This is a genomic window from Acidobacteriota bacterium, from assembly GCA_020845575.1.
Taxonomy (GTDB): domain Bacteria; phylum Acidobacteriota; class Vicinamibacteria; order Vicinamibacterales; family Vicinamibacteraceae; genus Luteitalea.
This window is the reverse complement of sequence record JADLFL010000041.1, coordinates 64,277-73,127: the sequence shown is the minus strand read 5'-3', so window position 1 is coordinate 73,127 and position 8,851 is coordinate 64,277. Positions and strand designations below refer to the sequence as shown.

6 protein-coding genes are annotated in these 8,851 nt (G+C 68.7%); 3 read left to right on the top strand and 3 right to left on the bottom strand.

Annotated features, from left to right (window positions below):
• Together IT182_12385 and IT182_12380 are read right to left on the bottom strand one after the other, a co-directional pair.
• Window positions 1–564, bottom strand: a 564-nt coding sequence (locus IT182_12385) for a deoxyhypusine synthase family protein (protein MCC6164138.1), incomplete at its 3' end; no start/stop codon positions are given.
• Window positions 565–567: 3 nt separating this feature from the next.
• Window positions 568–1,884, bottom strand: coding sequence for a Gfo/Idh/MocA family oxidoreductase (locus tag IT182_12380; protein MCC6164137.1), 1,317 nt, complete (start codon window positions 1,882–1,884; stop codon window positions 568–570).
• A 136-nt stretch (window positions 1,885–2,020) separates the two neighbouring features.
• Between IT182_12380 and IT182_12375 the strand changes: the two genes are divergently transcribed.
• Window positions 2,021–2,395, top strand: a complete 375-nt coding sequence (locus tag IT182_12375; GenBank protein MCC6164136.1) for a DUF423 domain-containing protein — start codon at window positions 2,021–2,023, stop codon at window positions 2,393–2,395.
• Between the two features lie 42 nt (window positions 2,396–2,437).
• On the opposite strand, the gene IT182_12370 is transcribed toward IT182_12375, so the two are convergent.
• The gene (locus tag IT182_12370) at window positions 2,438–4,045 is read right to left on the bottom strand and encodes a hypothetical protein (protein MCC6164135.1); all 1,608 of its coding nucleotides are present in this window, start codon (window positions 4,043–4,045) and stop codon (window positions 2,438–2,440) included.
• Between IT182_12370 and IT182_12365 the strand changes: the two genes are divergently transcribed.
• Together IT182_12365 and IT182_12360 are read left to right on the top strand one after the other, a co-directional pair.
• Complete coding sequence (locus tag IT182_12365) at window positions 4,044–6,362, top strand: hypothetical protein (protein MCC6164134.1); 2,319 nt, start codon at window positions 4,044–4,046, stop codon at window positions 6,360–6,362. The two genes, IT182_12370 and IT182_12365, sit on opposite strands and share 2 nt — an antisense overlap.
• The gene (locus tag IT182_12360) at window positions 6,298–8,787 is read left to right on the top strand and encodes an IPT/TIG domain-containing protein (GenBank protein ID MCC6164133.1); all 2,490 of its coding nucleotides are present in this window, start codon (window positions 6,298–6,300) and stop codon (window positions 8,785–8,787) included. The genes IT182_12365 and IT182_12360 overlap by 65 nt, the downstream gene beginning before the upstream one ends.
• Window positions 8,788–8,851 lie beyond the last annotated feature (64 nt).

Sequence of the window (8,851 nt, the reverse complement as noted above, 5' to 3'; positions counted from 1 at the left end):
CTCCCAGCCGGGCACGATCATCGGCAGGTTGCGCTCGGCTGCCGCGATCATCCACGAGTTGGCGGGATCGATCTGATAGCTCTCCTTCAGCACGCCGCTGAGGAGGATCTCGTACATGAACTCGTGCGGGAATCGCCGCGTGCCCGCCTTGTCGTGGTGGACCCAGCGCTCCAGCACGGCAGACTCGATCCGCCGCATCGCCTCGCCTTCGGGGATGCACGTGTCGGTGACGCGATTGAGATGGCGTTCGAGCAGGGCCTGCTCGTCGGCCGGCGTGAGATCGCGATAGTTCGGCAGGCGCACGTAGTGATCGTGCGCCACGAGGTTGAAGACGTCTTCCTCGAGGTTCGCGCCGGTACAACAGATGGCGGTCACCTTGCCCTGCCGGATCATCTCGGCAAGCGAGTGCCCCAGTTCGGCAGTGCTCATCGCACCGGCCAGCGTCACGAGCATCGAGCCGCCGGCGTCGATGTGCGCGCTGTACGCATCCGCCGCGTCCTTGAGGGACGCGGCGTTGAAGTGCCGGAAGTGGCGATCGATGAATTGCGAGATCGGACCTGACATCGTTTACGTGAGCTTCTCGGACTTCTGGTCGAACCCGACGATCTTGTTCTTGCGATACGCCGTCACGCCGCCGCCGATGGCCGCCATCGCCTTGTAGCCGAGATCGGCGTCGAGGTTCGGCTTCTGGCGCGAGCGCACGCAGTCGAGGAAGTTGTCCATGTGCGGATGTTCGCCGCGCACGAACGGCTGCACCGCGATGCGCAACTCCTCGGAACCGGTCTTCTTGACGAAGTCGTCCTTGTAGTCGCGATCGGGAATGACGACGATCTCGGTGTTCTGGAAGCCCTCGCTGTCTTCGGCCACCATGATGGTGCCTTGCGAGCCGTGGAACACCAGCGGCGCGCCCTTGCCGCTCGTCACCGAGCACGCCAGCTGCATCGTCCAGCTCGGGTAGTCGACGTTCATGAAGAAGGTGTCCGGCACCTCGCGATCCTTCTGCACGTAGATGCCGCCGTTGGCGCTGATACGCACCGGGAACGCGGGCCCAGCCGCCATGAGGATCGGCGACACCGTGTGATAGAAGAGGTCCGTCGCGATGCCGCCGGAGTAATCCCAGTACTTGCGCCACCGGAAGTAGCGCGCGGGATCCCAGTCACGCTTCGGCGCGCTGCCGAGAAACGCCTTCCAATCGAGGTTCGATGGATTGGCGTCGGGGTCGATCCTGTAGTTCCACTCGTTGCCGCGCTTCGTGCTGTTGCGGCCGAACCCGCCCGACGCCCACACCACGTCGCCGATGAGGCCGTCTTCGATGGCCTGCTTGGCCTTGTGGAAGTGGCTGAGCGAGGTGTACTGGCTGCCCACCTGCAGGATGCGCCCGTTGGCCTTCACGTACTCGGCGATGCGACGCGCCTCGTCCACCGTGTAGGTCATCGGCTTCTCGAGGTAGACGTCCTTGCCCGCTTCGAGCGCGGCCATCGCGTGCGCGTAGTGCCAGTGGTCGGGCGAGGAGATCACCACGACGTCGATGTCTGGACGCGCGACGAGTTCGCGGTAGTCGTGGTAGACCGCAGACGCCTCGACGCTGGTCTTCTCCTGCGCGGCCTTCTTGCGCGTCTCCCAGATGTCGTTGACGGCCACGGCCTGCACGTCGCCCTTGGCCGCCTGGCGGCCGACGATGTGGTTGATGTGGCTGTTCATGCGTCCGCCACAGCCGACAAAGCCGACGTTGATGCGGTCGTTGGCGCCGATCACCCGGCTGCGGGCTGGTGCGGACGGACGGCGAGTCGAGGCAACGGCGGGAACTGCCATCGAACCGGCAGCAGCCACGGCACCAGCACCCACGGTGCGGATGAAGTCACGACGGGTCTTGTGTGGAATCATGGCGGACGTAATCCTTTCCGGCGCATTGTATCCTCACGCGAGACGGGGAGCCCGGCAACAGGCAACCGGCAACGGGCAACCGGGTATCACCGAGGTGCAAGGACCGGGCTTGCCCGGCCCGCGAGAGGGTCAGCACATGGATCGTGCGCGGTTCGTTCGGCTGGGGGCGTGGGCGATGGCGTTCGGCGTGGCGCTGGGGGCGTTCGGGGCGCATGGGCTGAAGACCCGCGTGAGCCCGGAGATGCTCGCGATCTACGAGACGGGCGTGCGTTATCACCTCGTCCACGCGCTCGGCCTGTTCGTCGTGGCGTGGTTGTGTGGCGAGAGCGCGTCGCGGGCGCCGCGCATCGCGGGCATCCTCCTCGTCGCGGGGATCCTGCTCTTCTCTGGCAGCCTCTACCTCCTCGCGCTCACCGGCATCCGCCCACTCGGCGCGATCACCCCACTCGGTGGCGTCGCCTGGCTCGCCGCGTGGGTGACGATCGCGGCGGGGACACGACTCAGGGCGTAGGGCCGCCTCTCCGAGCCCGGCCTTGCGAGCCGTAAGCCGCCTCTAGCGAGTCCCGCCGCAGACCCACCACACCGCGACCTTTCGGGCCCTGTCGGTGGGAGCGCAGGGGTCGGTTCCGACGACGATGGCCGCGGGGCCGGCGCGGAATGCCTGACGGCTGTAGTCGGCGATGCGAATCATCGACGTCGGCGACAACTGCACGCGCTCCTGCGACAGGAAGTCCACGTGGTACGACACCCAGTACGATGCCCACCCGTAGCTGTCGCCGTGCGCGACCAGATCGTCGGCCAGTTCCCGGAACGGGCTCGGCGGCGGCGACGTGCGGTATTCGCGAACGAGTTGCACGTGCTGCCATGTCATCGCACCGGCCCAGACGACGATCGCGCCTGTCATCGCGGCTGACAGGAATCGCCCGCGTGGACCGCTGCCGCCGCGCACGAAGGCGAGCGCCGTCAGGCCGACAGGCAGGAACGCGAGCAGCAGGTGATACCTGATCGTCATCAGGCTGCGCACGTTGCAGCCTGTGGCCACGCCCGCCACCCCGAACACACCCGTCACGAGGAGTAGAAGCGGGAACGCCGTGCGCGCCCAGCGGTCGCCTGATGTCGCGGTCCCCGTATCGTTGCCCGGCGTACGCCCGCGAGCGACGAGCAGCACGCACGCCGCCGCAACGGCAAGCAACGCGGGGTACGCCGCCCACCGCATGCCCGTCGGACGCGCCGTGGCGATGAACGCGCCGGCCGGCTGACGCAGCACACCGAAGAATGCCGGCACGTTGTTGCCGAGCAGCCACGACGCGTTGCCGGCGACGTGACTCGGCGCCAGACACACACTCGTCGCGAGCACGTCCACGTTGGTCACGCCGTCCTCGAGCAGCGGCGCCGCGGTGTGGGGCCCGAACATCGACGCCGTGTGCCTGAGCAGCGTCACGCCCTCGCGGGCACCGGCGAACACGAGGAGCAAGACCAGCCAGTGTGCGAGCCGCCGGCGCGAGAACAGCTCGCCCGTCACCATCTCGACGAACACGAGCGCGCACACCGCGAACACCGTGAATTCGCGCTGCAGGAACCCGAACGCGAACACGAGTCCGAACACCACGGCGCGCGTCCGCACGAGCCAGAGGATCAGCGTGTAGAACAGCGGCTCGATGGTGCCGCCCTGCGCCTGCACCATACGGCTGGCCGTCAGCGGTGGCAACACCGCGAACCAGGACGTGGCCACGGCCGCCTGCCACGCGCGCAGGCCGGCGTCGCGCACGAGGAGCCACACGAGCAGGCCGCCCGTGGCGACGTTGATGATGAGGAGCGGAAGCTTGAGGCCGAACACGGTGGGCCCCGTCGCGAAGAACGCGAGCGCGGCCATCCAGGCCTGCACGCCCATCATGTACAACTGCCCGTAGAAGAACAGCGGCCACGCGCGTCCTTCCGACAGGTGCTTGGCCATCAGTCCGACGATGGCCTGATCGGCGTCGAAGTCAGCTTGCTCGTAGTGGAGAAAGACGTGGGAACGAAGGACAATCAGCGCGGCCGAGACGAGCACGGCGAGGCAGACAGCGACCGATGACGAGATACGAGTGGACGTGAGCACGGTGGCAGGTGAAACGACCACTCCCCCACCGGGGATGGCCTGCACATCGCGCATTGTACGCATGGCGCACACGGCGGCGCCGCTCGTCGTCGCCGCGATCGTCGTGGCGACGGTGTGGCTTGCCGTCCCGATGGGCGCATGGGCACCGTTCTCGTCGGGGCCGGCCACCCCGAACGCGTGGGAAGCACCAGCCGCGTGGCCCGCACGTCAGATCTCCGGCATCCAGATCGCCATCGGCGCGCTGGCATCGTCGACACACCCCGTGTCCGGAGCCATCGTTGCTGTCGCACTGACAGCCGCGCTGGCAGCCGCGATGCTCGTCGTGGCGCTCAGACGATCTGGCCTGCGCGGTCTCGATGCCGCGCTGCTCGCGCTCGTCGCGACGGCATCCCCTGTCGCCGCCTGGCAGGCCGGCTCGCCGCTCGGCGCCAGCCTCGTCACCCTCGTCGCCACCGCATGTCTCTGGACCACCGTTCTCCGGTCTGACGAAAGGTGTAGCCGCCCGATTTCATCCGGCGGGCACGCATCACTGACTACACCGTGGTGGTTCCTTCTCGTGGTGGTTCTCGTTGCGGGGGAAGCGTGGGCGTATCGCGCGGGCACGTCGACGCTCGCGCAGACGGCGACGCTGCTGCGCGGCGAGAACGGACTGCCCGGACTCCTGCTGGCGCTGCTCGCCGTGACGCGTGCCGGCCGCGCCTCGCACGACGCGCGTGTGTGGCGTGGCGGACTCATCGTGCTGTGCCTCACGATGACGATGGCGCCACACGTCCGCGTGGCGGCGCTGGCGCCGTGGGCCTGGTGGATCGTCGCGGCCGGGCTCGCCCACCTGCGCGAGTGGCGCGGACCGACAGCCCGCCTCTGGACGCACGCCGGCCTCGTGATCTGGCTCCTGCTCCTCGTGACGCGCATCCCCTGGACGCACGACAGGCAGCAGGTGGCGCTCACACGCCCGTGGGCGGAGGCGGTCGCCGCACGCGTCAGCCACGACACACCGCTGGTGGACGACGGCTCGGCGCGCGCCGCGCTCGTCAAGGCGCTCGCCGCCACGCACACGCAGCACCTGCCCGTCACGGCCGTCATCGCACCTGACGTCACGTGGACCGAGACGCACGCCGGCCGTCGTCCGCTCGTCGTCTCCTCGTCTGTCGTGGCAACGCTCGCGCAACAGGGCGTCGGCTTCGAGCCCGTCGACGACGTCGCCATGCCGCTCGACGCCCTGCTCACCCCGCTCCCCGCCGGCACTGTCGTCTACGCCGCGATCTCCTCGACGGCAGCCGCAACCGTCACGCCGGCCCAATGGCAGGTCCTCGGACGTCTCGGCCTTCGCGTGCTCGACGTGCGCGGCGCGCGCGCGCACCTCGTCGCGGGCGTGACGGGCGCACGGGCGGACGCGCTCGAAGACGCCCGGGCGAGCGATGCGCGTCTCGACATCCAGCCGGGCGACTCCCTCGGACGCACAGGCGTGCTGTCGCCACTCGACGTGCGACTGCAGGCCGGCGCCACCCGCGCCTCGATCGCGCTTCGTGGCCGCGAGCTGGCGCAGTCCGACGGTGTCGTCATCCTGATCGTCACCGCTCGGGGCCACGTCCTCGCGTGGCGTGCGGGCGACGATGCGAGTCATCTCAGGGGTCCGGCACTCGGCGCCGACGTGGTCGTCCCCGTGGAAGCGTTCCGCGCGGAACCCTGCATCGACGTTCCGCCCGGCGTGCAGACGGACGTTACGGCGGCCACATCGTCCGGCGTGCTGGGCATGACGTGGTCCGACGGCGCGGGTCAGGTCGAACTGGCCGTACGCGACGCGGACGGCAACGACGCGCGCGTGCAAGCCGCGACCGGCGGTACCGAGGCCACGGCGCTGCGACTCGACACTACCGTCACGCAGGCGACAGCCCAGGCCACCCACCCCGTGCGCATCTGCACGACCTGGCCCGTCCCCATCGCCGCGAGTCTTCGTCGCTCGCCGCTCGTCATCCGACCGACGCTCACGCAGGCGGCGTACTTCGGCGCCGGCTGGCACCTCACCGAGAACGAAGGACCGGGACGATGGTTCCGATGGATGGCGGGACCACGCGCGGACATCGTCGTGGCGCTGCGCGAGGCCGTGGACACGACCATCACGCTCGACGCACAGCCGCCAGGGGCGCCCTCTCCCGCAGACACGGTGAGCCTCGTCGTGAACGGCGTCGATGCCGGTCCGCGCTCCATGCACGCCCCCTGGACGTGGACCGTTCCCGCGGGGGACATGCGCGCCGGGCTGAACGTGCTGTCGCTGCGCACGTCGCTCGTCGTCCAGCCCGCGGCGCCCGGCACCGATGGCGACACGCGGAGGCTGGGTCTCCTCGTGCGGGAAGTGGCTCTCGGGCCGGCAGTATGGTAGAAATTGCCGTCCCGGACGTGGCCGGCCAGAACGAGAGTGTCCCGCTGCGCGGTGGTCCCAGCCGCCGTGTGTCTGCGGTTTCCATGGAAAGAGTTGCAGCATGTTTCGAGCCCTGAGACTCGCGACGGTCGGCGTGTGCGCGACCGCCGCGTTGATGTGTGCGCATCCGGCACAGGGTGCGCCTGATTTGAAGCGCTGGTATTTCGCCGAAGGGTCCACCAACGAAAGCTTCGGCTTCGAAGAAGAGATCCTCATCGGTAACCCGACGGGCAACGCGGCGGTCGTCACGCTGCGCTTCCTGCCGTCGGACGGCAGCGAGCCCATCGTCGGCCAGACCACCGTCGAGCCGTACAGCCGCGCGGGCATCAATGCGCGCATGTTCGTGGGCAGCCGCGACACGGCGCTCGAAGTGACATCCACCTCCGACATCGTCGTCGAGCGGTCGATGTACTGGGGCGGCGGGCGGTTCAACTTCAACGACAGCTACAGCCAGGGCCGCATCACCGACATGCGCGCCGGCCACAACGTGATGGGCAGCAACGCGCCCGAGACGACCTGGTCGTTTGCCGAGGGCGCGGCAGGCGGATCGGTGGGCTTCCAGACGTACGTCCTCGTGAGCAACCCGTCGCTGACCGACAGCGCGAGCGTCAAGGTGCGCTACCTGACGAACCAGAGCGAGGACGTCCTCGACGCCGGCAGCGGCCTGCTCGCTCCGGGTCAGCGCCGCACGTTCTTTGCCAACGCCGCCCTCGAGGCGACGCTGGGTGCACGCGCGCAGTACGACTTCGCCATCGAGGTCGAGTCGGAGAACGGCGTGCCGATCGTCGCCGAGCGTGCGATGTACTGGGGACCGAACCTGCGGGGCGGTCATGCGGCACTGGGCGTGCGGCCGCAGAGCGTGTGGTACTTCGCCGAGGGTGTGCAGGGCGCATCGCCGATCAACTTCGACACGTACATCCTGCTGTACAACCCGAGCGCCACGGAGGCCATCGACGTGGACGTGGAGTTCTTCGGAGCCGACGGCCTCGCCAAGGCTGTCACCAAGACACTGCAGCCGCAGCAGCGCGAGAACGTCTTCGCGGGTGAGTATCCTCAGGAGCTGGCCGGCGCCGAGAAGGCCTTTTCGGTACGCGCGCAGAACACGCTGGGCAAGCGGTTCGTCGCGGAACGTGCCGTGTACTGGCGCGGCCTGCGCGAGGGCCACGCATCGGCGGGCACCGCGACGGGCGCCCGCAAGTGGGGCTTTGCCGACGGCCAGGAAGGCGGCTTCCGGCAGTTCCGCAATCCCGCCGACGCCGATCCCAGGCTCTTCACGAGCTACTACCTCGTCCTCAACAACACCGACGTGCCCGTCACCGTCCGCGGCGTGTTCTACCTGGAGCCCGGTCCTGGCGTTCCGGCAGGGAGCGGCGTCGAGACGACGAAGGTCGTGCCGGCACGGTCGCGGGAGACGATCGCGCCGTCGCTGCTGCCGGGCCTGCACAACAGGAAGTTCGCCGCGTTCTTCGAAGCCGATGGAGACGTGATCGTGGAGCGCGCGACGTACTGGGGCAAGGGCATCCTCAGCGGCCATGGCAGCGCCGGTGCCGTGCTGCCCGACGCCATGCCAACGCTGCTCTCGCCGTCCGCTCCGCCGCCCCCGACGGTAGCGAGCATCGCGCCCGCGTCAGGAGCGCCGGGCGGCGGCACGCCCGTGACCATCACGGGCACGAACTTCGGACTCGCCGTCTCGCTCGCGGGCGACACGACGGTCAAGATCGGTGCCAACGAGGCGACCAGCGTCGCCGTCCTCGACGCCAACACGATTACGGCGGTGACGGGTCCCGGTGCCGCGGGCACTGCCGACGTCACCGTGAGAAGCCGCGGTGTCGATGTGACATTGCCAGGCGCGTTCCGGTATTTCGACCCGTGGGAAGCAACGGGCGCCCCGGTCAATACCTTCCGACCCAACGCGGGCTACGGCTGCACCGGTGGTGGCCGGGCATGCCAGATCATGACGGACTATCTCGGCATCGTGGCCGATCTGGGACGCCGACAGCCCTTCGACCTCCTCAACTCGTGCCGCGAGCACGGCGGCAACCACAAGTTCATGGAGGACTTGGTGGCCGAACTGCGCATCCGCACCGGCACCAACCGGTGGGCCCTCAACGTCAAGCGCGGCGACGAGGGGCTCTCGGAAGACATCGTGTCGTACTACTACGGCCCGGAGGGTTCGAACATGCGCAACCGCACCGAGGTGTTCATCATCGACATCATCGCGGGCCACTGCGGCAACAACCCTGGAGTCAACTGGCAGGATCAGACACAGGCCACCTACGATAGCGGCACCATCGGTCGCACCACCCTCGGGTCGATGTGCAGCAACCCGCGTTACCGCGACTCCAAGCGGTCCAACGGCGAGTGGCTCTTCCCGGAATGCCGCTGAACAACGCGGCGTAGGGCTTGGGGCTCAGGGGGCGACTTCCTCGCGGGAGTCGCCCCCTTCGCTT